This is a genomic window from Cryobacterium sp. TMT3-29-2 (assembly GCF_004564305.1).
Classification (GTDB): Bacteria; Actinomycetota; Actinomycetes; order Actinomycetales; family Microbacteriaceae; genus Cryobacterium; species Cryobacterium sinapicolor.
The window spans coordinates 31,163-53,779 of the sequence record NZ_SOGK01000025.1 but is presented as its reverse complement, the minus strand read 5'-3'; the positions used below and the strand labels follow the sequence as shown (position 1 = coordinate 53,779).

19 protein-coding genes are annotated in these 22,617 nt (G+C 68.2%); 3 read left to right on the top strand and 16 right to left on the bottom strand.

The window, feature by feature from the left end:
* Window positions 1-29 precede the first annotated feature (29 nt).
* The 13 genes from E3O67_RS03335 to E3O67_RS03275 all read right to left on the bottom strand — a co-directional run bounded on the left by E3O67_RS03335 (window position 30) and on the right by E3O67_RS03275 (window position 15,352).
* Window positions 30-1,169: an FtsQ-type POTRA domain-containing protein gene (locus E3O67_RS03335; RefSeq protein ID WP_134432305.1), complete on the bottom strand. Its 1,140-nt coding sequence runs from the start codon at window positions 1,167-1,169 to the stop codon at window positions 30-32.
* Window positions 1,170-1,182: 13 nt separating this feature from the next.
* Complete coding sequence (murC, locus tag E3O67_RS03330; protein WP_134432307.1) at window positions 1,183-2,580, bottom strand: UDP-N-acetylmuramate--L-alanine ligase; 1,398 nt, start codon at window positions 2,578-2,580, stop codon at window positions 1,183-1,185.
* Window positions 2,581-2,658: 78 nt separating this feature from the next.
* Window positions 2,659-3,729 (bottom strand): glycosyltransferase, encoded by a 1,071-nt coding sequence (locus tag E3O67_RS03325; RefSeq protein ID WP_134432309.1) that lies wholly within the window; start codon window positions 3,727-3,729, stop codon window positions 2,659-2,661.
* A complete protein-coding gene (ftsW, locus tag E3O67_RS03320) occupies window positions 3,726-5,018 on the bottom strand; it encodes a putative lipid II flippase FtsW (protein WP_134432311.1) in 1,293 nt (430 codons plus the stop codon). Before ftsW ends, E3O67_RS03325 begins: the two co-directional genes overlap by 4 nt.
* Complete coding sequence (gene murD, locus E3O67_RS03315) at window positions 4,987-6,558, bottom strand: UDP-N-acetylmuramoyl-L-alanine--D-glutamate ligase (protein ID WP_134432313.1); 1,572 nt, start codon at window positions 6,556-6,558, stop codon at window positions 4,987-4,989. The genes ftsW and murD overlap by 32 nt, the downstream gene beginning before the upstream one ends.
* On the bottom strand, window positions 6,540-7,634 hold the full coding sequence (gene mraY, locus E3O67_RS03310) for a phospho-N-acetylmuramoyl-pentapeptide-transferase (protein ID WP_134432315.1): 1,095 nt from the start codon (window positions 7,632-7,634) through the stop codon (window positions 6,540-6,542). The genes murD and mraY overlap by 19 nt, the downstream gene beginning before the upstream one ends.
* Window positions 7,631-9,043 carry a UDP-N-acetylmuramoyl-tripeptide--D-alanyl-D-alanine ligase gene (murF, locus tag E3O67_RS03305; RefSeq protein WP_134432317.1) on the bottom strand — a complete coding sequence of 471 codons (1,413 nt, stop codon included), beginning with the start codon at window positions 9,041-9,043 and terminating at the stop codon, window positions 7,631-7,633. The genes mraY and murF overlap by 4 nt, the downstream gene beginning before the upstream one ends.
* On the bottom strand, window positions 9,044-10,588 hold the full coding sequence (locus E3O67_RS03300; RefSeq protein WP_134432319.1) for a Mur ligase family protein: 1,545 nt from the start codon (window positions 10,586-10,588) through the stop codon (window positions 9,044-9,046).
* 13 nt (window positions 10,589-10,601) lie between these two features.
* Entirely contained in the window at window positions 10,602-12,392 is a 1,791-nt protein-coding gene (locus E3O67_RS03295) for a penicillin-binding protein 2 (protein ID WP_241979349.1), read from the bottom strand.
* Between the two features lie 110 nt (window positions 12,393-12,502).
* Window positions 12,503-13,105, bottom strand: coding sequence for a hypothetical protein (locus E3O67_RS03290; protein ID WP_134432321.1), 603 nt, complete (start codon window positions 13,103-13,105; stop codon window positions 12,503-12,505).
* On the bottom strand, window positions 13,102-14,055 hold the full coding sequence (rsmH, locus tag E3O67_RS03285; RefSeq protein ID WP_134432323.1) for a 16S rRNA (cytosine(1402)-N(4))-methyltransferase RsmH: 954 nt from the start codon (window positions 14,053-14,055) through the stop codon (window positions 13,102-13,104). Before rsmH ends, E3O67_RS03290 begins: the two co-directional genes overlap by 4 nt.
* A 96-nt stretch (window positions 14,056-14,151) precedes the next feature.
* Window positions 14,152-14,583 carry a division/cell wall cluster transcriptional repressor MraZ gene (mraZ, locus tag E3O67_RS03280; RefSeq protein WP_134432325.1) on the bottom strand — a complete coding sequence of 144 codons (432 nt, stop codon included), beginning with the start codon at window positions 14,581-14,583 and terminating at the stop codon, window positions 14,152-14,154.
* Between the two features lie 244 nt (window positions 14,584-14,827).
* Window positions 14,828-15,352, bottom strand: coding sequence for a DUF3040 domain-containing protein (locus E3O67_RS03275; RefSeq protein WP_338145404.1), 525 nt, complete (start codon window positions 15,350-15,352; stop codon window positions 14,828-14,830).
* On the opposite strand from E3O67_RS03275, the gene E3O67_RS03270 reads away from it, so the two are divergent.
* Window positions 15,284-16,405, top strand: coding sequence for a polyprenyl synthetase family protein (locus tag E3O67_RS03270; protein ID WP_134432327.1), 1,122 nt, complete (start codon window positions 15,284-15,286; stop codon window positions 16,403-16,405). The two genes, E3O67_RS03275 and E3O67_RS03270, sit on opposite strands and share 69 nt — an antisense overlap.
* A gap of 2 nt (window positions 16,406-16,407) precedes the next feature.
* Here E3O67_RS03270 and E3O67_RS03265 read toward each other — a convergent pair whose 3' ends face one another.
* Window positions 16,408-16,752, bottom strand: coding sequence for an Rv2175c family DNA-binding protein (locus E3O67_RS03265; protein WP_134432329.1), 345 nt, complete (start codon window positions 16,750-16,752; stop codon window positions 16,408-16,410).
* 258 nt (window positions 16,753-17,010) lie between these two features.
* Here E3O67_RS03265 and E3O67_RS03260 point away from each other — a divergent pair, with 258 nt between their 5' ends.
* Window positions 17,011-18,225, top strand: coding sequence for a LysM peptidoglycan-binding domain-containing protein (locus E3O67_RS03260; RefSeq protein ID WP_241979351.1), 1,215 nt, complete (start codon window positions 17,011-17,013; stop codon window positions 18,223-18,225).
* Window positions 18,226-18,314: 89 nt separating this feature from the next.
* Window positions 18,315-20,252 carry a Stk1 family PASTA domain-containing Ser/Thr kinase gene (pknB, locus tag E3O67_RS03255; RefSeq protein ID WP_134432333.1) on the top strand — a complete coding sequence of 646 codons (1,938 nt, stop codon included), beginning with the start codon at window positions 18,315-18,317 and terminating at the stop codon, window positions 20,250-20,252.
* A 202-nt stretch (window positions 20,253-20,454) separates the two neighbouring features.
* Here the strand turns inward: pknB and E3O67_RS03250 are convergent, their stop codons facing one another.
* Together E3O67_RS03250 and E3O67_RS03245 are read right to left on the bottom strand one after the other, a co-directional pair.
* The gene (locus E3O67_RS03250) at window positions 20,455-21,825 is read right to left on the bottom strand and encodes a class II 3-deoxy-7-phosphoheptulonate synthase (RefSeq protein WP_370259983.1); all 1,371 of its coding nucleotides are present in this window, start codon (window positions 21,823-21,825) and stop codon (window positions 20,455-20,457) included.
* A 95-nt stretch (window positions 21,826-21,920) separates the two neighbouring features.
* Entirely contained in the window at window positions 21,921-22,610 is a 690-nt protein-coding gene (locus E3O67_RS03245) for a 1-acyl-sn-glycerol-3-phosphate acyltransferase (RefSeq protein ID WP_134432335.1), read from the bottom strand.
* Between the last annotated feature and the right edge of the window lie 7 nt (window positions 22,611-22,617).

Below are 22,617 nucleotides of genomic sequence, written 5' to 3'. Positions count from 1 at the left end.
CCGCGTGTCGCGAAGATCCAACCAATATCTCAGCGAAGCACAGCGCTGTCCGGCGACGACACGTCGTATTCGCCGACGGTGCCGACCGGATGGCTCACGATCAGGGCCGCGAGCACGACCGCCTTGAAATCCGACTTCTCCGCGCTCCCCCACACCACGCGCGTGCCGCCCGCGAGCGTGAGGGTGACATCGTCGGTGGTGGCGGCGGTCACGGTGTCGAGGGTGGCACGGATGTCGGCCGGGAGGGCCGCGATGACGGCGGCTGCCGCCCGGAACCCGGCGCTGCCGACCCCGGCGCGCGCGTCGATGGTGGCGTACCCGGCGGGTCGCTCCACGCTGCTCTGGATGACCACGCCGGCCGCGTCGACCAGGTCGAATCCGGACTCGGTCACGAGTGTGCCGACGGGCTCCCGCTCCACGATGCGCACGACGAGGGTGTTCGGTGGACGGCTTTCGGTGACATAGCTCTGGATCAGGGTGAAGGCCGACAGCTCCTGTTTCACCTCGGCGAAGTCCACGAGTGGCAGCGGCGTACCCAGCTGGCCGTCGAGGGCGGACTGGATCTGCTCGGCCGGCACGCGGTTCGCCCCGACGACCTCGATGGTGCGGAGCGCCATCAGAGGCGAGAAGGTGCCGACGAGAACGAAGGCGACGAGGGCGCCCAGGATGCCGAGCGCGGTCAACCAGATGTTCCGCCGCCGACGGGACCGCCAGGTGAAGCGACGCACCTCCTCGCGCTCGTAGAGCTTGCGGGCACGTCGGGCAGCCCGGAGCTTGCGCCTGGCGCCGGCCGGAGTCAGCGGAGTGTCGTGGGGTTCCCGGGGCGCCGGAGCGGACGATGGGGAGGCAGACGGTGCGGACCCGGTCGCCGCCCGTAGCCGGGACACTGTCGCGATCGGGTCGGCGGCCGGAAGCGTGATCGGCTCCGTGCTCGTGTGATCGCCGTGACCGGTGGATCTGGAACGGCCTGCCCTTGCCGCCGTCTGCTTCGCTGCCGTGCTCTGGGTGCCGGCGCTGCTGTCAGCGGTGGTCTTCGGCGCGGCGCCCTTCCCCGCGGTGCTCTTCGTCAGGGTGCCCTTCGTCAGGGTGCTCTTCGTCAGGGTGCCCTTCGTACCGGCGGCCCGCTCGTCGGCTGCCGCCGGGCGGTCGTAGCCCTCGGGCCTCTTCATGCTCGGTTGCGGGTCATCCGCGCGCCTGCGTGAGCGAGGCGAGCAGTTGGGGAACGATCCGGTAGACGTCGCCGCAGCCGAGGGTGACGACAAAGTCGCCGTCCTTTGCGATCGAGGCGACGTAGTCGGCTGCCTCCTGCCAGTCCGGCACGTAGACGACCTTGGCGGCATCTGTGAACTTGTCGGAGACGAGGGCCCCGGTCACGCCGGGCTCGGGGTCCTCTCGGGCGCCGTAAACGGCGAGGACGACGGTCTGGTCCGCCTTCTCCTCCAGGGTTTGGGCGAATTCCTGGGCGAACAGCCGGGTGCGGCTGTACAGGTGCGGCTGGTGCACGGCGATGATCCGGCCGGTGCCGACCACGGTACGGGCGGCGGACAGCGCGGCGGCGACCTCGGTGGGGTGGTGGGCGTAGTCGTCGTAGACGCTGACACCGCCCACGGTGCCGTGCAGTTCGAACCGGCGCTCGGTGCCGCCGAACTCCGAGATGGCGGCCAGGGATGCCTCCGGGTCGAAGCCGAGCCCGACGAGCACCGCGAAGGCGCCGGCCGCGTTGATCGCGTTGTGCCGGCCCGGGATCCGGAGGGCGGCGACGTAGTCGTGCCCGGCCCAGGCCACGGAGAAGCGAACCGGTCCGTCGGTGACGACCGAGTGCACGCGCACGTCGGCCGCGGCATCCTCGCCGAAGGTGATGACCCGCTTGCCGGTGAGCTTGCCGGTCACGCTGACCGCGCCGGGATCGTCGGAGGAGATGACCACGAACTCGCCCGCATTCTGGGCGAACTCGACGAACGCGGCCTCGAACGCCTCCAGCGACCCGTAGTGGTCGAGGTGGTCGGGGTCGACGTTGGTGACCAGGGCGACCGCCGTGTTGTAGAGCAGGAACGAGCCGTCCGATTCGTCGGCCTCGACGACGAAGAGGTCGTCGGTTCCCGCGGCCGCCGACACGCCGAGCGATTCGATCACGCCGCCGTTGACGAAGCTGGGATGCGTGCCGAGGCCGAGGAGGCCGGTCACGATCATGCCGGTCGAGGTGGTCTTGCCGTGGGCACCCGCGACGGCGACGAGGCGGTGCTTCTCGATCAGCCAGGCGAGGGCCTGGGAGCGGTGCAGCACGGGGAGGCCGCGCTCGTTCGCCAGCACGTATTCCGGGTTGTCCTGCCAGAGCGCGCCCGTGACGACGAGGCTGTCGGCGTCACCGACGTTCTCGGCGGCGTGGCCGATCGAGATGCGGGCTCCCAGCGCGCGCAGGGCGAGCACATTGTCGGACTCGCGCACGTCCGAGCCGGTGACGGTGTGCCCGGCGGCGAGGAACAACCGTGCGATCCCGCTCATCCCGGAGCCGCCGATGCCCACGAAATGCACCGTGCCGAGGTCACGGGGAATGGTGAGGTTCAGGTCGGGCTTGATCACGGTTGCTGGCTCTTCTCAGTTGGAGACGAATGCTGGGGTGCTGGTGTTCCGGTGCTGGAACAACGTTAGCCGGTGTGGCTACGCGAGGGCCGCGTGGATGAAGTCGGTCATGCGCGCCGAGCCGTCGAGTCCCCCGGCGGATGCCGCCGCGACGCCCATCCGGCGCACGCGCTCGCGGTCGGCGAGCACCGGAACGAGCTCGTGCTGCACCCAGGCCGGCAGGAAGTCCGCGTCATCGACGAGGATCCCGCCCCCGGCGCGCACCACGTCGGCCGCATTGAAGCGCTGCTCCCCGTTGCCGACGGGGTACGGCACGTAGACGGCAGGGATGCCGAGGGCGCTCAGTTCGCACACGGTTCCGGCGCCGGCCCGGGACACCGCGAAGTCCGCGGCGGACAGCGCCAGGTCCATCCGGTCGCAGTAGGAGATCAGGCGGTAGTGGTCCAGCCCCGGGTCGGTCACGTCAGACTTCTCACCGGTGATGTGCAGCACCTGCCAGCCGGCCGCGATCAGGCCGGCGGCAGCGGACACGATGGTGTTGTTCAGGCGCCGCGCGCCCAGCGATCCGCCGGTCACCAGCAGGGTGGGGCGGTCGGCGTCGAGGCCGAAGAAGGTCAGGGCCTCCGGGCGCGCCTTTTCCCGGTCGAGTCCGGCGATCTCGGGGCGCAGCGGCATCCCGACGACGTGCGGGTGGCGGATCCGTGTGCCGGGGAAGGCCACCCCGACGTGGCGGGTGAACCAGGCCCCGAGCCGGTTGGCCAACCCGGCCCGAAAATTGGCCTCGTGGATGACGATGGGCACGCCGGCCCGGCGCGCCGCGAAGTAGGCCGGGGTCGAGACGTAGCCGCCGAACCCGACGACGACGTCGACGTGACGGGACCGGATCAGAAGCGCCAGGTCGCCCACGGCCCGGTTCAACCGCGGCAGGAACGACAGTGCCTGCCGGTTCGCACGGCGTGGGAACGGCAGGCGGGGAACGAAGACCAGCTCGTAGCCGCGATCCGGCACCAGGCGGGCCTCGAGACCCTCCCGGGTTCCGAGAACGATGACCGTCGCATCCGGTTCCCGGCTGGTGATGGTGTCGGCGACGGCGAGGAGCGGGTTCACATGGCCGGCGGTTCCGCCGCCGGCGAGCAGATAGGTGGTCACTGTGGGACTCCTGACGTGTCGGCGCGCCGCGGTTGGTCCGCATGGTCGCCCCGGGTGAATGAGAGCACGATGCCGATCGCGCCGAGGGTCGTGAGCAGGGCGGTACCGCCCGCGGACACCAGCGGGAGGGGGACGCCCAGCACCGGGAATACGCCCAGGACCACGCCGATGTTGACGAAAGCCTGACCGATCAGCCAGACCAGCACGGCGGCCGTCGACACACGGGCTTGAAGACTCGTGCTGGTGCGCATGATCCGCAGGAACGCGAAGGCCAGCAGGATGAACATGAACAGGACGACGACCGCCCCGATCAGTCCGAGTTCCTCGCCGACAATGGCGAAGATGTAGTCGTTGTCGGCCGCGGGCAGCCAAGACCACTTGGCCTTGGAATTGCCGAGCCCGACGCCGAAGACGCCGCCGTTGGCGAGGGCCCAGGTGCCGTGTAGCGGCTGCCAGCAGGGAGCCGAGATGGGACCGTCGACCTCCTCGCAGCCCGCTCCCATGAAGCTCAGGATGCGCGTCATCCGGTTCGAGCTCGTCAACGCCATCAGCGCGGCCAGCACGAGCCCGGCGGCGAGGGGAACCGCCAGGAGACGCAGTCGCACCCCGGCGAAGAACAGGGCTCCGAACAGGATCCCGGCCATGATCAGAACGGTTCCGAGGTCGCCGCCGATGAGCACGAGCATCACGGCGCCGCCGCCCACGCCGAAGACCGGGATGTACACGTGGCGCCAGTCGTCGAGCCGGTTCTCCTTCTGCGACAGGATCATCCCCAGCCAGACGACGAGGGAGAGTTTGATCCCCTCGGAGGGCTGGAACTGGATCCCGCCGATCGACAGCCAGTTGGTGTTGTCGGCCACCTCGACGCCGAGGGGGGTGAACACGACCAGGCACTGCAGGAGGCAGGCGACGATGAGCATCGGCCAGGCCACCCTCCGCCAGAACTTCAGCGGCAGGTGACTGATCATGAGCATCACGGGAACGCCGATCAGCGCGAAGCCGCCCTGGCGCAGCACGGTGCCGAAGAAGCCCGTGTTCTCCAGGTAGGAGTCGACCGAAGAGGACGACAGCACCATGACGAGACCGAACACGACGAGGAACAGGGTGGTGCCGAGGAGTAGGAAGTAGCTCGCGGACTCGGCCTTGAACACCCGGCCGAAGTGGATCCGGGCGGACGCGACCTGGGCCGCGGCATCGGCTCGGGTGGGACTGTGCTGGGCGGGCTGGACGGATGCGGAGGCGGTGGGCGCGACCTGCCTAGGCGCCGGGGGCCGGGGCGGAGTCTTCATCCTCCTCACCTCCCAGATGATCCCGTACGGCTTCTGCAAACAACCGGCCCCGCTGGGCGTAGTCGGTGAACTGGTCCATGGATGCTGCGGCCGGGGCCAACAGCACGACGTCACCGGTTTCGGCGAGCCCGGCTGCGAGCCGGACCGCGCCGGGCATCACCAGTCCAGTGTCGTCGGCGTCGATCTCGAACACCGGAAGCTCCGGCGCGTGTCGCGCGAATGCGTCCCGCAGCACGGAGCGGTCGACGCCGATGATCACGGCCCCGCGCAGGTGGCCGACGTGCCGCTCCACCAGCTGGTCGACGTCCACGCCCTTGAGTAGACCGCCGACCAGCCAGACGACGGTCTCGAACGCGGTGAGCGAGGCGTCCGCCGCGTGCGGGTTGGTGGCCTTCGAGTCGTCGATCCAGCGGATGCCGGCGGACTCGGCCACGATCTCGATGCGATGCGCGTCGAGGCGGAAACCCTCGAGGGCGTCGTGGATGACGCCGGGCTCGACTCCGAACGACCGGGCGAGGGCGCTGGCGGCGAGGATGTCGGCCAGCAGGTGAGGGGCGCTGAGACCACGTGCCCGGAGTTCCGGCGCGGTCGTGATCTCGATCGCGGTCTCGAACCGGTCCTCGTGGAACGCGCGATCGCAGAGGATGCCCTCGACAATGCCGAAGTCGCTGGGGCCGGGCACGCCGAGGCCGAAGCCGATCGCCCGGGAACCCTCCTGCACATCGGCTTCCTCGACCATGCGCATGGTCGCGGCATCCGCCTTGTTGTAGACGCAGGCCACCTTGGTGTTGGCGTAGACCGTGGCTTTCGCGTCGCGGTACGCCTCAGCCGAACCGTGCCAGTCGAGGTGGTCGTCGGCGATGTTGAGGCAGACGCTGGAAAACGGCACGAGGGCGCCGGGACCGGTGCGGGGCAGGTGGTGCAGCTGGTAGCTGGAGAGCTCGACCACGAGAACGTCCCAGCCCTGCGGGTCGCGCACGGCATCGAGCACGGGCACACCGATGTTGCCGCAGGGGGCGACGCGCAGGCCGGCGGCGGCGAGCATGGTGGCCGTCAGCTGCACGGTCGTGGTCTTGCCGTTGGTGCCGGTGATGAGGATCCACTCGGCCGCAGGGCCGACCTTGTCGCGCAGGCGCCAGGCCAGTTCGATGTCGCCCCAGACCGGAACCCCCGCCTGCGCTGCCCAAAGCAGCAGAGCGTGGTCGGGGTGGTAACCGGGCGAGGCGATCAGAACCTCCGGCCGGTGCCGGGTCAGTTCGTCCGGAACGACTCCCGGTGCGGCCTGCACCAGGCCGGCCCCGATCACGTCGAGCAGGCGGACGGTGGTGGCGGGGGCGTCCCCGGCCACGACAAGCACATTGGCGCCCAGTTCAACGAGGGTGTCGGCGGCCGCGAAGCCCGTGATGCCCAGACCGAGCACGGCCACGCGCAGGCCGGACCAGTCGGCGTGCCAGCTCGTCAGGGCGTCAAGGCGTGCGGCATCCGCTGCAGTGGGCTCGGCGTCGTCCGAGTGTCGACCGGTCACTTGGCGGTCAGCCATTCGAGGTAGAAGGTGCCGACGCCGGCGGACACGAGCAGCCCGCCGATGATCCAGAAGCGCACCACCACGGTGACCTCGGCCCAGCCCTTGAGCTCGAAGTGGTGGTGGATGGGGCTCATCAGGAAGATGCGCTTGCCGCGCGTCACCTTGAAGTAGGCCCGCTGCACGATGACGGATCCGGCCTCGATCACGAACAGGCCGCCGATCAGCACGAGCAGCAGTTCGGTGCGGCTGAGGATGGCCAGCGCCGCGAGGGCGCCGCCGATGGCCAGCGAACCGGTGTCGCCGAGGAAGATCTTCGCCGGGGAGGTGTTCCACCACAGGAAGCCGATCAGGCCGCCGACGATGGCCGCGGACACGATGGCCAGATCGAGCGGGTCGCGCACGTCGTAGGCCCGGTAGAGGTCCGCCACGTCGGCTCCGCCGAAACGGGCCTGGTTGGACTGCCAGAAGCCGATCACGATGAAGGCGCCGATCGAGAGGATCGAGGACCCGGTGGCGAGTCCGTCGAGGCCGTCGGTGACGTTGACGCCGTTGGAGGTGGCCGTCACGATCAGGCAGATCCAGAGCACGAAGAGGGAGATACCGATGATGCTGCCCAGCGCCATGAAGTCCAGCGGAAGGTCACGCAGGAAGGAGATCTGGGTGGACGCCGGAGTGACGCCGTTGGCGTTCGGGAATTGGATGGCCAGGACGGCGAACGTGCCGGCCACGAGGACCTGGCCGGTGATCTTCGCCCACCCGCCGAGCCCCAGACTGCGCTGGTTGCGGGTCTTCAGGAAGTCGTCGATGAAACCGACCAGGCCGAGCCCGACCATCATGAACAGGACCAGGAGCGGCGAAATCGGAATGTGCGTGCCGGTGATCCACATGGCCGAGAAATAGCTGACCACGGTTCCGACGATGAGGATGATGCCGCCCATGGTGGCGGTTCCGCGTTTGGCGTGGTGGCTCTGCGGCCCGTCGTCGCGGATGAACTGTCCCCAGCCCAGCTTGTGGAACAGCCGGATGAACAGCGGCGTCAGCGTCAGGGTGAAAACGAGGGAGAAGGCTCCCGCCATCAGGAGGGCTCTCACGAGAACCACTCTCCCAGACGGTCGCCTAGAAATCGCAGACCGGCGGAATTGGATGATTTCACGAGCACGGTGTCCCCCGGTTGCACGGTGGCGCAGAGCAGGTCGAAGGCCTCGTCGGAATTCTCGACGAACACCGACTCCCCGTCCCAGGATCCCTCGTTGATGGTGCTGATGTGCATGCGCCGGGCGCCGCGCCCGACGACGACGAGCTGGGAGATGTTGAGGCGCACAGCGAGCAGCCCGACGCGGTCGTGCTCTTCACCGGCCAGTTCTCCCAGTTCGCTCATCTCGCCGAGCACGGCGAAGGTGCGCTGGCCGGGAACCGTGATCTGGGCGAGGGTCTTGAGCGCCGCCGTCATGGAGTCCGGGCTGGCGTTGTAGGCGTCGTTGATGACGGTTACGCCGTCACGCCCGCCCATGACCTGCATGCGCCAGCGCTCGGCGGTCTGCACGGACTCGAGGGCGGAGACGATGTCGTCGATCGGGACCCCGAGGATCTCGGCGGCGGCGGCAGCGGCAAGGGCGTTCATCACGTGGTGCTCCCCGAGCACCTGGAAGGCCACCGGCCGGGACTGGCCCGACGCCAGGTGCAGCGTGAAGGTGGTTCCGGACCCGGAGGCGTGCACCGCGGTGGCGCGCACGCCCTCGTCGCCGTCCTGGCCGAACCAGACGACCTGAGCTGCGGTCGACGCGGCCATGCCGGCGACGCGCGGGTCGTCGGCGTTCAACACGGCGACATCCGTCGCGAGCAGGTCGGTGACCATCTCGGTCTTCGCGCGGACGGTCGCCTCGATGCCGCCGAATTCACCGGCGTGGGCCAGACCGACCTTGAGCACGATTCCGATGTCGGGACGGGCCATCCGGACCAGACGGGCGATTTCGCCGACGGCGCTCGCGCCCATCTCTGCTACCAGGAATCGGGTGTCGTGGGTCAGTTCGAGCATGGTCAGCGGCGCGCCGACCTCGTTGTTGAAGGAGGCGCGGGCCGCGACGGTCGGGCCGACGCGTTCGAGTACGGCCCGGAGCAGGTTCTTCGTCGTGGTCTTGCCGTTGGAACCGGTGACGGCGACGATCTTGAGGTTGCCGGCCTCCCGCACGCGGGCCACGACGTAGGTGGCGAGGGCGCCGAGGGCGAGCACCACGTCCGGCACGACGATCTGGGCCACGGGGAGGTCGAGCAGTCGTTCGACGATCAGCAGGGTGGCGCCGCGTTCGACGGCGACCGGCGCGTAGAGGTGACCGTCGGTCACCTCACCGGGCTTGGCCACGAAGACGGAGCCGGGAACGGTGTCGCGCGAGTCGGTGTGCACCATTCCGTCGGTGACGGAATCGATGTTCAAGGTGGTCCCGCTCAGCTGGAGCGTACCGTCGACAGCCAGGGCGATCTGGCCGAGGGTCAGGGCGATCATCTACAGCCACCCCGCATCGCGCAGCGCCTGGCGGGAGTCGTCCCGGGCGGAATAGGGAATCTTCACTCCGGCGACCTCATGGTAATTTTCATGGCCTGGTCCCGCATACAAGATCGCGTCGCCTTCTTTCGCTAGGGAGAGCGCCGTTCGGAACGCCGTCCGGGGGTCAGGCACCTCATGGAACTCGCCGCCGGGCACGGCCTCCCTGGCGGCGGTGAGCAGAGTGGCACGGATGGCAGCGGGGTCCTCGAAACGAGGGTGGAAGTCGGTCACGACGACGACATCCGCTCCGCGGGCCGCGATCGCTCCCATGTCGGCCCGTTTCGTGGTGTCGCGGTCGCCGTCGGCGCCGAAGACCATGATCAGGCGGCCGGGGGTGAATTTGCGAATGGCGGCGAGGGTGTTCAGGAACGCGTCCGGGCTGTGCCCGTAGTCGATGTAGACCAGCGGGCCCGTGTCACCGGAGATGCGCTCGGCGCGCCCGGGGATATAGACGTCGATTCCGCCGTCCCGGTCGAGGGAGTGGGCGATGGCCTCGAGGTCGTAGCCGGATTCGACCAGCATCAGGATGGCCAGGGCCGCATTGGCCGCCATGAACCAGCCCACCAGGGGAACCCGGGTCTGCAGGCGGCGTCCCTCCGGCCCCTCGAGCAAGAACTCTGTGTACAGCGCGCTCTCGGAGACGATGGACATGTGCCAGTCGGCGGCAACGTCGGGCTTGCTGCTCAGGGTCGTGACCGGGATGCGGCACTCGTCGACGATCCGGCGGCCCCAGTCGGAGTCGACCGTGATGACCCCGCGCTTGGACCGGTCGGGCTGGAACAGCTCGAGCTTGGCCTGGAAGTACTCGTCGAGGCCCGCGTAGTCGTCGAGGTGGTCGTGGCTCAGATTGGTGAAACCGGCGACGTCGAAGACGAGCCCGTCCACGCGGTGACGGGTCAGCGCCTGGGCCGACACCTCGATGGCGACGGCGCGCACCTCGGCCTCCCGCATACGCGAGAGGAGGGCGTGCAGCTCGGTGGCCTCCGGCGTCGTCAGCGAGCTCACCACGGCGAGGTCGCCGATGCGGCGCTCGGCCGTCGAAGTGAGGCCGGACACGACGCCCAGCTGGTTGAGGAGGGCGAAGAGGAGGTACACCACGCTGGTCTTGCCGTTGGTTCCCGTCACGCCGAAGAGCGTGGCCGGGTTCGCGTCGGTGCGGTAGATCCAGGCGGCGACGGCTCCGAGCGCCGCGCGCGCGTCCGGGGTCACGAGGACCGGGAGGCCGCTCTCGGCGGCCAGTAACGCGCCGGCCTCATCGGTCAGGATCGCGACCGCGCCGGAGTCACGGGCGCCGGCAGCGTAGGACGCGCCATGACTGGCCCGTCCGGGAACGCCGACATAGAGGTCTCCGGGCTGAACGGTTCGGGAGCTCAGGCTCACGCCGGTGACCTCGAGGCCATCGACGTCGCCATGCACATACAGTTCGAATTCATCGACCAGTCCCGACAACGATCTGGGGACCGGATGCTGAGGACGGAGAGCCGAGGGTGCCAATTCGGTCACGGGGCTCGCTTTCTTACCAGGTACCGGGAAGGGCAGGCGCGGTGGCGCCCGATGGGACCGCCCGGTACTTCTTCAGCACCTGACTCATGACCTCCTGGAAGATCGGAGCAGATGCGGCGGAAGAGTTCAGTTTAACAGGATCAGCGAGGCTGACCGAAACGACGTACTGGGGATCGTCGGCCGGAGCGAAGCCGGAGACCGACACCAGATACCCCTTGGTGTATCCACCCTGGCCGTCGGGCATCTGCGCCGTACCGGTCTTCGCGCCCACCCGATAGCCCGGGATTTCCCAGGTCTTGGCCAGCCACGCCTTCTGGTAGACCATCTCGAGGATGTCGGCGGTCTCGCGCGCGGCGGCGGCAGACACGACCGGGGTGCCGACCGCTTCGGGCACGTCGGTCATGGTGCCGTCGGCGTGACGGCACCCTGCGACCAGTTGCACGGGCATCCGCACGCCGTTGTTGGCCAGGGTCTGGTAGATGCTCGAGACCTGGATGGCCGTGGTGGTGAGCCCTTGGCCGAACATGGTCGCGTACTTGGTCTGGTTGTCCCAGTCCTCATAGGGGCGCAGGGTGCCGGATTCCTCGGCGAGGAAGCCCGACTCCGACGCCGAGCCCACGCCGAACTTCTTCATGTAGTCGTAGCGCTGCTGGTCGCTGATCAGCTCGCCGAACTTCGACATGCCCGTGTTCGAGGACTCGATCATCACGCCCGTGAGGGTGAGGTTCAGGTCGGCGTGATTGGAGCTGTCGTTCACGTTGGCGCCGTTGGGCGGCAGATACCGGTACGGAGCGACGACCCGGCTCAGCGGGGTGGCCGCCCCGGCGTCGAGAACGGATGCCGTGGTCAGGGCTTTGTACGTCGATCCTGGCTCGAAGGGGGCGGTGAAGGCTCGGGAGCCGCGGTCCGCGGCGTCGGAGGTGCCGTTGACGTTGTTGGGGTCGACCGAGGGGTAGTCGGCAACCGCCACGAGCTTTCCGGTCTTCACTTCCTGCACCACCACGTTGCCCCAGGCCGCGCCCGTGGCGACGGCCTGTTCGGCCAGCACCTGCTGCACGAACCACTGCAGATCGGAGTCGATGGTCGTGACGACGTCTCCGCCGTCCTTGGCCTTTGCGGTGGTGACGGTGCTCTCGGGCAGGCGCACGCCGTCCGCGCCTTTCTCATAGGTCTCGGTTCCGTTGGTGCTCGCCAGGCAGGCGTCCTGTCCGAGTTCGATGCCGGCCTGGGCCTCTCCCCCGGAAGAGACGAAACCGACCAGGTTGCCGGCCACGGCACCGTCCGGGTAGACCCGGCCCGGGTTCTTCTCCGCGTACATCCAGGGAATGTCGAGCGCATCGATGGCCCGAAACACCGACACGTCGACGGCCCGCACGACGACCGCGTAGTCGGAGTTCTTGTTCGCGGCCAGGGAACCGGAGATGATCTGAAGGATTTCGTCGCCGGTCTGCCCGGTCAGGGCACCTACCTCCGCGGCCGCCTGCGCGACCGTCACGGTCACGTCCCCGGCCTCGGTGGTGCGGTCGAATTCCTTGGCGTTCCGCGGCGACAGGGTGATGTTGTAGCGCATGACGGTGCCGGCCAGGACGACCCCGTTCCCGTCGACGATGTCCCCGCGCGATCCGTAGACGGGCTGCTCGACCGACCGGTTGCCCAGCGAATCGGCACTCAGGGCCTCGGCGCGCACGACCTGGATGTCGACGAGCCTGACCACGAACACGGCCACGAAGATGAACAGGAACAGAACCGTGGCGGCGCTGCGGCGCCTGCTGGACCGGGTGCTGGGCCGGGTGCTGCTCGCCACCTACGAATCCTTACTGCGGCCTGGGGCCGCGGGTTGGGCAAGTCGTGCGAACGGACTAACGGGAGGATGGGCGGTGCGCCGCAGGGAGCGGGCACCTGCTCAGGGGTAGGTTAGCGGGTCGTCGGTGTCGGCAGGCCGTTGGACTCGGCTGCCGGGGCAGCCGGGGCAACCGCCGCGGGAGCCTCGGCCGGTGAACCGCCGAGGCTGGCTCCCTGACCGGTGTTCTGCGGCAGTTCCGTGATCAAAGGTACGCCGGCCAGGAGTGAGTTCGGCACCAGACTCGCCGTCCCGGCCTGGCTTCCGCTGGCGGAGGCCGGGGCGCCGAGCACGGCGCCGTCGGAGAGCTGCAGGAACAACGGATTGGAGTTGGTGACCATGCCGAGCGCTTCCGCGTTCGCGGCCAGGCTCTGCGGGGAGGACACCCGCACGAGGTCCTCGGTCACGCTCTCCGCCGTGCGCCCGAGTTCGACCTGGCTGGCCTGCAGTCGGGACACCTCGTAGGCGGACTGGGAGATCCCGACGCTCAGCAGCAACTGGGCGATCACGATGACCGCCACGCCGGTGACGGCCGACAGGGCGTAGACGATCTTCGGCCGCGCGTGTCGCTGGCTGCGCGGCGACACGATCTGGATGTGGCGCGGCTCCGATACCGGATCGGCGTCGGGGGTGCTCTCCCAGTCGGGTCGTAGGACGCGTGCGAGATTGTCACTCATGCGGCTCTCCTCAGTCGCTCGGCGGCGCGAAGGCGAACCGGCGTTGCGCGCGGGTTTCTCGCCTTTTCCTCATCCGAGGCCAGTTCGGCGCCTCGGATCAGGAGTTTGAACAGTGGTTTGTGTTCGGGAAGTTCGATCGGCAGTCCGGCCGGGGCTGTGGAGCCGGACGCCTTGGCCAGGATCTTCTTCACGATCCGGTCCTCGAGGGACTGGTAGGCCATGACGACGATGCGCCCGCCGACGGCGACCGAGTCGAGTGCCGCCGGGATGGCACGCTCGAGCACGGCGAGTTCCTGGTTGACCTCGATGCGCAGCGCCTGGAAGACCCGCTTGGCGGGGTGTCCGGCGCGCTGCACGACGACGGGCGTGACGGCGGTGATCACCGCGACCAGCTGGGCCGACCGCACGAACGGGGTGGTCTCACGGGCTTCGACGATGGCCTTGGCGTAGCGTGCCGCCAGCTTCTCCTCGCCGTACTCGTGGAAGATCCGGCGCAGTTCCTGCTCGCTGTAGGTCGCCAGGATGTGCTCGGCCGTCAGGTCGCTGGTGTTGTCCATGCGCATGTCCAGCGGCGCATCCTTGGAATAGGAGAAGCCGCGCTCGACCCGGTCCAGCTGCAGCGAGGACACACCGAGGTCGAAGAGCACGCCGGACACCTCGGGGATGCCGAGTCCGGCCAAGGCGTCCTGGATGCCGTCATAGACGGTGTGCACGAGGTGCACCCGGTCGCGGAACGGTTTCAGCCGCTCCTCGGCGATCGCGAGGGCGTCGAGGTCTCGGTCGAGTCCGACCAGGATGAGCCCGGGGAACCGCTGCAGGAACGCCTCGGCGTGCCCGGCCATGCCGAGCGTGGCGTCGACGAGGACGGCGCCGGGTCGTTCCAACGCCGGCGCGAGCAGGTCGACGCACCGGTCGAGCAGAACTGGGGTGTGGATGTCGTTGATGGCCATAGTCCCGGGTGGTTCCTGATTCCTGATCCCCATCCATTCGTCTCTGGCACCGGGGAAGTGTGTCAGGCAGAACGGCTGGGAGTCAGGCGTCAGGAGCTAGATGAGTCCCGGAATCACCTCCTCCGTGATGTTGGCGAATGGTTCTTCCTGTTCGGAGAGGTACGCGTCCCACGCGGCGGTGTCCCAGATCTCTACCCGGTTGCCGGCGCCGATCACGGTGAGGTCCCGGTCAAGCCCGGCCCAGGCGCGCAGGTTGGCGGGGATGGTCACCCGGTTCTGTTTGTCAGGCTGCTCGGCGCTCGCGCCGGAGAACATCATGCGGCTGAAGGATCGCCCGCTCTGGGCCGTGAGCGGCGCCTGGTTGATCTTCGCGCAGTACGCCTCGAACTCCCGGGTGGTGAACACGTAGAGGCAGTTCTCCTGGCCTCGGGTCATGACGATCCCGGGAGACAGCTCGTCCCGGAATTTCGCGGGAAGGATGAGGCGTCCTTTTTCGTCGAGCTTGGGGGCATACGTGCCTAAGAACATTCATCCCCCTCTCATCCGACCATGATCCGAATCATGCTCCACTTTACTCCACTTTGATCCACCAAACTGGGAATACGAGGGTATTTAGGTGAATTTCTCCACAGTGGGACCCGTGATTACAGGGAACAGCGGAGTGGAGGGAAATTTCACGACCGTGGCAGTTCAGTCCCGTTTCCGGGCACAAAAAAAGGGCCGATCGGATGATCGGCCCTGTCTGCGTGGTGCGGTGGTGGAAGGTGGAGAGTTATTGCTGACCGTCCTGCCGACGATCCCAGCGTTCGTTCATGCGATCCATGAAACCGCGCTGGGAAGAGGACTGCTGCTGGTTCGGACGCGAGCGCGGCGCGGATGCGGACATCCGTCGGGCGGACTTGCTCGGCGTGGTGGCGATCAGGACACCGCCGAACATGATCATGAAGCCGAGGACACCGAGCCAGAGCTGCTGGATCGCCACGCCGGCAATGAGGCCACCGATGCCGGCAACCGCGGCCAGAACCCCGATGGAGATCGAGCGGTAGTTGGGTCGGAGGCTGCTGCCGCCGACAGTCGCAACGAAGTCGGCGTCATTGTGGTACAGGCCGCGCTCCATCTCTTCGAGGAGTCGCTGCTCTTGTTCCGAAAGCGGCATCTCATTCCTCCTGTTTGGGATCGCGCTGTGCTTCACCGATTCTAACCCCGCCGTGATGGCTAGGCTAGGCAGGTGGAGCAAAGCAATCAACTGATCGATCTGGTTCATTCTCGCATCGACGAATTCCTCGAAACCCGTCAACCAATTGTGACTACCATCAGCCCCGATCTCACGCCACTGGTGGAGTTCTCACGGCAGTTTCTCAGCGGTGGAAAGCGCTTCCGGGCCCTGTTCTGCTACTGGGGCTGGCAAAGCGTCGCCACAAGTGAATCTGCTGGTGCGGGCCGGGATTTCGACCGCTCCCCGACCGATCTGGCGCCGATCGTCTCCGCGGCGGCGGCCCTAGAGATCTTCCACGCGGCAGCGCTGGTCCACGACGACATCATCGACAACTCGGACACCCGCCGCGGTGCGGCCTCCGCCCACAAACTCTTCGAGGGCATACACGGCCGGAGCGGCTGGGCGGGAAGCCAGGTCGACTTCGGCCGGGCGGCCGGAATTCTCCTCGGCGACCTCCTCCTGGGCTGGAGTGACGAGTTACTCGACGAGGGTCTCGCCGCGGCCCCCGACGCATCGGCTGCCGACAGGGCGCGGAGCGAATTCAACCGGATGCGCACCGAGGTCACGGTGGGCCAATACCTCGACATCCTCGAGGAACGTGCCTGGCTCATCCAACCCGAATCGGAACTCTTCGGTCGGGCCCTGCGGGTCATCGTCTTCAAGTCGGCCAAGTACAGCGTCCAGGCGCCGCTCGTGATCGGCGCGGCTCTGGCCGGCGCCGATCCGGACCACCTCCACGCCCTGCGTGCTTTCGGGCTGCCACTCGGCATAGCCTTCCAGCTCCGGGACGACCTGCTCGGAGTGTTCGGCGACACCGCCGTCACCGGCAAGCCCAGCGGCGACGACCTGCGCGAGGGCAAGCGCACCGTTCTGATCGCCCTGGCGCGCGAGAGCCTGTCGGAGCCGGCCCGATCGGAGCTGGACGCCCGTCTCGGCGACCCGCTGCTGACGGAAGACCAGATCGGGGTATTGCAACGCACCATCGTCGATAGCGGCGCCGTCGAGCGGATCGAGGCCCTGATCGCCTCGAACGTCGCCGAGGCCCTGGCCGCACTCGAGGGATCGCCGATCAGCGGCGCCGTCACGACGCGGTTGACGGAGCTGGCCGAGACGGTGACCCGCCGCGTGTTCTAGGGTCAGGCGAGCGCCTGGGCGACGCGGCGCACTTCGGCCTTACGGCCGGCGAGCAGCGCCTGCACGGGGGGAACGCCGAGACTGTCGTCGACCTCGAGCAGCCAGCGCATCGCCTGCTCGTCGGTGAAGCCGTCGTCGGAGAGCACGATCAACGTGCCGCGCAGCTCCGGGAGCGGGGCGCCGTCCTTGATGAACGCTGCGGGAACTTGCAGGGGGCCGTTGTCACGGCGAACAGCGAGGAGCTGCTTGTCGTCGACCAACTGACGCACGCGGCTCTGGCTGACGCCGAGCACCCGGACGAGGTCGGGGATGGACAGCCACTCTTGATCTGAGAACGTTTCGGTCACGGATCCAGCCTCCCATGATTCGCCAAGGTGGACAAACTCTCCTGACGCGATAGCGCGTGTTGACGCCCAGAACGGGGGCCAGCCTGATTGACTGGTCGAGAAACTGTGTCAGCACCGCTGCCGCACGCAATCGACGGGAGCGGAATGTCGGCACCAGCCAGCAGGAACAGTCCAGCCAGCAACAGCACCAACGGGAACGCATCGTCGCAGGGTGAGGGCCGCCACCGGCAGTCAACCGAGCGCCGGGGTCTGGGTATCTTGATCACCGTACCGCTCGTGCTGATCAGCACGATCGCGATCAGCCTGAACCTGGCGTCGCCCGCGGACGCCGCCGCCATCGCGAAGAAGCCGCTCAAGAGCAAGAGCATTCTGCCGTCCGCCGTGCCCTCGGATCTGGGCCGGCAGAGCGCCGCCACCGCCACGGCGCCGACCCAGTACCAGGTCGTCGAAGGCGACACCGTCAGCAGCGTGGCCGGACGTTTCGGCCTCTCCACCGCATCCGTGCTCGCCCTCAATGGGCTCGGCTGGTCCGCGATAATCTTCCCGGGCCAGATGCTGACCCTGGCCGGCCAGGCGCAACCGTCTGCGCCGGCGCCCGCGCCCGTCGCCGCGGAGATCACGCGCTACCTGATCCAGAGCGGGGACACCCTGTCCGGCATCGCCGCGGCGCACGGGCTCGCCCTCGACGCCTTGCTCCGTGCGAACGGACTCGACGCGAGCAGCATCATCTTCCCCGGGCAGGCCGTCGTCCTGCCGCCGGGGGGCGGCGCGTCCCCTCTCCCGAGCGAACCGACCGCGGCCACCGACACGGCCTCCGCTCCCCAGAACACTCCTGGCACGCACACGATCGTCACCGGTGAGACCATCGGCGCTGTGGCGTCCGCGGCGGGCGTCTCGGTGCAGTCCGTGCTCGAAGCCAACGGCCTCGGCTGGTCCAGCATCATCTACCCCGGGCAGGTCCTGGCCATCCCGTCCGAGTCGGCCCCCGCCGTGCCTTCGATGGAACCCGCGATCCTGATCGAGGCCGCCGTCCCCGCGCCGTCAGCGGCGCACGATGTGGTTACGCCCCTCAGCGAGGACATGCGCCGGCACGCGGCCACCATCATCGAGAGCGGGCGTCTGGCAGGCGCCGGCGACGCCGGCATCGTGATCGCGTTGGCCGCCGCCGCCCAGGAATCCGGCCTGCGCAATGTGACACACGGCGACCGCGATTCCCTCGGCCTCTTCCAGCAGCGGCCCAGCTCCGGCTGGGGAACCCCCGAGCAGGTCCTCGACCCGGTGCGAGCCAGCCTCGCCTTCTTCGGCGGCCCCGTGAACCCCAACCCCGGCATCACGCGCGGGCTGCTCGACGTCCCTGGGTGGGAGGCGATGACCGTGACCGAGGCCGCGCAGACCGTGCAGATCTCGGCCCACCCGAACCACTACGCCAAGTGGGAGACATCGGCCCGGGCGTGGTTGGCCGAACTCGGCTGACCTGCCGCTCGCATCCGGTCAGCCCTGAAAACTCTGACTTGCGAGTGTTCCAGCGCGAGGAACGGCGTGACAATCCCTAGACTCGACTAGTGAGCGATACCCCTAGCGATCCCATGGTCGGCCGTTTGATAGACGGCCGCTATCAGGTGCGCTCCCGGATCGCCCGCGGTGGCATGGCCACCGTGTATCTGGCGACCGACCTGCGACTCGAGCGCCGGGTCGCGATCAAAATCATGCACGGGCACCTCGCCGACGACAACACGTTCAAGGCCCGCTTCGTGCAGGAGGCCCGCTCGGCCGCCCGCCTCGCGCACCCCAACGTCGTGAACGTCTATGACCAGGGCCAGGACGCCGACATGGCCTACCTGGTCATGGAGTACCTGCCCGGCATCACCCTGCGCGATCTGCTCAAGGACTACGGCCGTCTCACCAGCGAGCAGACGATGGACATCCTTGAGGCGGTGCTCGCCGGTCTCGCCGCCGCGCACAAGGCGGGAATCGTGCACCGGGACCTCAAGCCGGAGAACGTTTTGCTGGCCGACGACGGGCGCATCAAGATCGGCGACTTCGGTCTGGCCCGCGCCGTGAACAACAACACGGCCACCGGTCAGGCTTTGCTCGGCACGATCGCCTACCTCTCCCCCGAACTCGTCACGCGGGGCATCGCGGATGCCCGCAGCGACATCTATGCACTCGGAATCATGACCTACGAGATGCTCACCGGCGAACAGCCCTATGTGGGCGAGGCACCCATGCAGATCGCCTACCAGCACGCGAACGACACCGTGCCCATGCCGAGCGTGCGGATACCCACGATTCCGCACGAGCTCGACGAACTGGTGCTCTGGGCCACCGCCCGCGATCCGGAGCAGCGCCCCCGGGACGCCCGGGTCATGCTCGACCAACTGCTCGACCTCGACAGGCTCGTGCGCCCGGCTCCCCCGGCGACCGGGCAATCCGCCACCATGGTGATGCCCGGCGGCGTGGCCGCAGCGGTCGCCGACGCCGACACCCAGATCCTCGGCGGAGCCCCACTCGTCCCGGCAGTTGCCGGTGTGGGAACCGCGGTCGCGACCCCCGCCGCGCTCCTGACCGACAAGTCCCGCAAGCGCAAGAACCGCGGATACTTCCTGTTCGCGTTGGTGCTCCTGCTCGCGGCCCTCGCCGGCGGAACCGGATGGTTCTTCGGCACCGGCCCCGGATCCGACGTCCCGATCCCCACCCTCATCTCGGCCTCACCCGAAGACGCCACCGCCCAGCTCACCGAGCTCGGCTTGGAGGCGGCGCTCAGCACCGAGTTCAGCGGCACCATACCGGCCGGGCTCGTGTCCAGCACCAACCCGGATCCGGGCATCCGAGTTGCGAAGGGCAGCACGGTCACGCTCCGGGTTTCCCAGGGTCCGCAGCCCATCGTCCTGCCCGCGCTGGCCGGGCTGACGGCCGACGCGGCGACTGCCACCGTGACCGAGCTGAAGGCCGGCATCGGCGCGACCGATTCCATCTTCGACGACACCGTGGAATCCGGCCTGGTCATCTCGGCCACCCGTGAACTCGACGGCGCAGACGTCTCCCAGGGCGGGGACTACTTCGAGGGCATGAACGTCAACCTGGTGCTCTCCCTCGGCTCCGTGCCGGACGTGTCCGGCGAATCCGTCGACGACGCAACGGCGATCCTGGGCGACCGGGGGCTGCTCGTCACGACCGGCGACGAGGTCTTCAGCGACTCGATCGCGGAGGGAGACGTCGTGAGCGCGGCGGCGGTGAACGAGGGGCCCGTGCGGGCCGGCGACACCTATGCCCTCACGACCTCCCTCGGCCCGAAGCCGGTCACGGTTCCGAACATCGTCGGCCTGCCCTGGAACGAGGGTAAGCAGGTGCTCACCGACCTGGGCTTCAAGCTGAGCTACAATCTCGGCGCGGATGCCATCGCGCCGCTCCTGAGCGTCGCGTCGACGGCCCCCGCGGCCGGCACCGACGCGCCCAAGAACAGCACCGTCACCCTCAAGCCGACCAACCCGTTCGGCTAGTCGGTCGCCACCGGGAGGGGCCCGGAACACCGCGGCCCCGCGCCGAACCGCGTGCGGGCACACGAAAGTGCCCGTTCCGGTCGAGAGTGACCGGTTTAGCGGGCACTCTCGACCGCAACGGGCACCTGAGTCTTGGTTCAGGCGTCAGACGTCAGGCGTTCGGCGTTCGGGGTCTGGGGTTCGGCCAGTGTTGCGGATCGGGCTAGCGGGCGGCGAGTTCTTCGGCGACCAGGAATGCCAGCTCGAGCGACTGCATGTGGTTGAGGCGCGGGTCACAGAGCGACTCGTACCGGGTCGCCAGTGCGGCCTCGTCGATGTGCTCCGATCCACCCAGGCACTCGGTGACGTCGTCACCGGTGAGTTCGACGTGGACGCCGCCCGGGTGCGTGCCGACGCTGCGGTGCGCCTCGAAGAAACCCCGCACCTCGTCGACGACGTCGTCGAAACGACGAGTCTTGTAGCCGGTGGGGGTGGTCACGCCGTTGCCGTGCATCGGGTCGGTGACCCACAGCGGCTTGGCCTCGCTGGCCTTGATGACCTCGAGCAGCGGGGGCAGGGCGTCGCGCACCTTGCCGGCACCCATCCGGGTGATGAAGGTGAGCCGACCCGGCTCGCGGTTCGGGTCGAGCTTGTCGACCAGGCGCAACATGTCATCGGTGGACGTGGTCGGGCCCAGCTTGACCCCGATCGGGTTGCGCACCCGGGAGAGGAAGTCGACGTGGGCGCCGTCGAGGTCGCGAGTGCGCTCCCCGATCCAGATGAAGTGCGCGGACGTGTTGTACGGCGTGCCCGTGCGGGAGTCGATCCGGGTCATCGGTCGCTCGTAGTCCATCAGCAGACCCTCGTGGCTGGTGTAGAACTCCGTGCGGCGCATGGCCTCGAAGTCGGCCCCGCAGGCGATCATGAACTTGATCGCGCGGTCGATCTCCTTGGCCACCTTCTCGTACCGCTGGTTGGCCGGGTTCGCCGCGAAGCCCTGGTTCCAGCTGTGCACCTGACGCAGGTCGGCGAAGCCGCCCTGCGTGAAGGCGCGGATGAGATTGAGGGTGGAGGCTGCCGTGTGGTATCCCTTGACCAGGCGGGCCGGGTCGGCCTCCCGCGATTCGGGGGTGAAGTCGTACCCGTTGACGATGTCGCCGCGGTAGGCCGGCAGGGTGACGCCGCCCCGGGTCTCGAAGTCGCTGGAGCGCGGCTTGGCGAACTGGCCGGCCATCCGGCCCATCTTGATCACGGGCATCGACGCGCCGTAGGTCAGCACGACGGCCATCTGCAGCACGGTCTTGACCCGGTTCCGGATTTGCTCCGCGGTGGCACCGCTGAAGGTTTCGGCGCAGTCGCCGCCCTGCAGTAGGAAGGCGTGGCCGCCGGCAGCCTCGGCGAGCCGGTTCCGCAGAATATCGACCTCACCGGCGAAGACGAGCGGAGGCTGCGTCGACAATTCGGCGGATGCGGCGGCCACCGCATCCGCGTCGGGCCAGGTCGGCTGCTGCTTGATCGGGAGGGTGCGCCAATAGTCCAGACCGGCAACCACAGATCGATCTGCGAGGACGACGGGTTCGGTGGGGTCTACCACGGGACTATTCCTTTTTTCTCTGGTCCGGCGCGGAATACACCGCAAGCCGGGCTGTTTCTGTGGGAACCTGACGGCTCCTGGGCAACCGTCTGATTCTATCGGATCAGGCTGGCCCGCTTTTCTTTCACACTGGTCGCGTACACGTCCACGTACTCCTGCCGGCTCAGCGCCTGCAGCTCGTACATCAGCTCGTCGGTCACCGATCGAAGCACGAACCGGTCGCCCTCCATGCCATCGAACCGGCTGAAGTCGAGGGGTTTGCCAATCACGATGCCGATCCGGCGCACCTTCGGGATGCGGGTACCCGTCGGCATGGCCTTCTCCGTGTCGATCATGGCCACGGGGATGACCGGGACCTCCGCCTCGAGCAGCATGCGCGCCACACCCGTGCGGCCCCGGTACATCTTCGCGTCGGGGCTGCGGGTGCCCTCAGGGTAGATGCCGAGCACGCCGCCGGAACCCAGCACCCGCAGGCCGGTGTTGAGGGAATCCTCGGACGCCTTACCACCCGACCGGTCGATCGGCAGTTGCCCGGTGGCCTTGAAGAACTGGCGTGTCGCCCACCCCTTGAGGCCCTTGCCCGTGAAGTACTCGCTCTTGGCGAGGAAGACGACCCGCCGCGACACGACCAACGGCAGGAACACCGAATCGATGAACGACAAGTGGTTGCTCGCAAGGATCACACCACCCTCTTTGGGGATGTTCTCGAGCCCGACCACCCAGGGCCGGAAGACAGCCAGCAGCAGAGGGCCGATGACAATGTTTTTCATGAGCCAGTAGAACATCGTTGCT